Consider the following 1,857-nt stretch of genomic DNA (forward strand, 5'->3'; position numbering starts at 1 on the left):
CCTAGGGACCCTGGTGAGATCGAGGAGCCTGAAAGGAGCGGGCCCCGTTCTGGCATGGGCCATAGCTTTCATAACCTTCTCCTTGGCGGAGTTCTTCCTGTTGAGGTATTATGAGCTCGTTGGAGATCCTTTCGCGGTCAGCCCACCCAGGCTCACCCCTCATGTGGACGCCTGGTTCTACGCCCTCGCATCAGTTCTGCTGGCCTTCGCTGCAATAGTAACGCTGGCCTTCTACTTAATGGAGCTCAAGATCCTCTATCTGGTCCCGCTAGCTGGTCTCATATCAGCCCTCTACATAACTTACTTCGCCTACAGGCTCGTTGGGGTCATCTTCTTCACATACATAGCTAGCCTCGTATACAACCCCTTACTGTCCGTCACAATGATGATATTGATAGGGGGCGCCCTTCTGAGCGGAACCATCGCTGTAGCCCTGCTCCACTACATCTACCTCAGGACCGGGAGCATGAGGGCCCTCTCATTCGGCATCGGAACTTTCATAGCTGGCATGCTCGTCCTAGGGGTTGATTACCTGCTCTCTATGCTCCCCATAGCTGTCGTCGGGAGGGTTCTCCCCCAGAGGGAGGCTTACCTAGCGATGCTGAGGGACTGGCCCCTCAACCTGCTGTACATCTTGGCGATCATACTCATGTTCCTGGGGCAGACCAGGGTGCTTGATGCCATATTCAAGTCCCGGAGCAAGAGGGAGAAGGCCTGGATAGAGAGGATGATGGAGAGCGAATGAAACCTTTTTATTTTTCTCATCGGGTTCCTCCATATGGACGTGAGGTGGAGGAGCAGGCTCGTCACGGAGGGGCCCGAGAGGGCCCCCCACAGGAGCCTGTTCAAGGCAGCCGGTCTGGATGATGAGGATTTAAGCAGGCCGCTCATAGGCGTGGCCAACTCCTGGAACGAGATAGTCCCCGGTCACATGCACCTGGATAAGGTGGCCAGGGCGGTGAAGGAGGGTATCAGGGAGGCGGGAGGAACCCCTCTGGAGTTCAACACGATAGCTATATGCGACGGCATAGCAATGGGGCACGAGGGCATGAAGGCCCCCCTGCCCAGCAGGGAGGTGATAGCGGCCAGCGTCGAGCTCATGGCCAGGGCTCACGCGTTCGATGCACTGGTCCTGATAAGCTCCTGCGATAAGATAACGCCGGGCATGCTGATGGCGGCTGCGAGGCTCAACATACCAGCCGTCATGGTGAACGGCGGCTGCATGCTCCCTGGCATCGTGGACGGGAGGGAGGTTGGGATAAGCCACGTCTTCGAGGCCGTCGGTCAGCACGCCGCGGGCAGGATAGGCGAGGATGAGCTCAGGAGGATGGAGTCCCTCGCGGCCCCGGGACCGGGATCCTGCGCCGGCCTCTACACGGCCAACACGATGGCCATAGCGGGTGAGGCCCTGGGCATCATACCTGCGGGCACCTCAACTATACCGGCGGTCTCCTCGGAGAGATTGAGGGCCGCAAGGCAGGCCGGGAGGCTGGTGATGCGCGCCCTCGAGGCGGGCATAAGGCCGAGGGATATAATGACCTATGAGGCCTTCGAGAACGCGATAAGGGTTGACGTGGCCCTGGGGGGATCGACGAACGCCGTCCTCCACCTGATGGCGATAGCTGGGGAGGCCGGAATCGAGCTGCCTCTGGAGCTCTTCGACAGGATAAGCAGGGAGACCCCTCACATAGCCAACCTGAACCCAGCAGGCCCCCACTACGTGAAGGATCTCCACCTAGCCGGCGGAGTGCCAGCAATATTCAAGGAGCTGGCGGACATGATGCACCTGGACGCGCTCACGGTGAGCGGTGAGACCTGGGGGCGGATAATAGAGAGGGTGGAGGTCAGGGACAGGAG

Annotated in this window: 2 protein-coding genes; both read left to right on the plus strand. The window is 59.6% G+C overall.

The annotated features are described in order from the left end of the window. A partial coding sequence (locus BA066_07810; GenBank protein RDD52786.1) for a hypothetical protein occupies window positions 1-745 on the plus strand: 745 nt, incomplete at its 5' end. 33 nt (window positions 746-778) lie between these two features. Beyond that, a partial coding sequence (locus tag BA066_07815; protein ID RDD52787.1) for a dihydroxy-acid dehydratase occupies window positions 779-1,857 on the plus strand: 1,079 nt, incomplete at its 3' end.

The sequence above is a fragment of the Candidatus Korarchaeota archaeon NZ13-K genome, from assembly GCA_003344655.1.
Classification (GTDB): domain Archaea; phylum Korarchaeota; class Korarchaeia; order Korarchaeales; family Korarchaeaceae; genus Korarchaeum.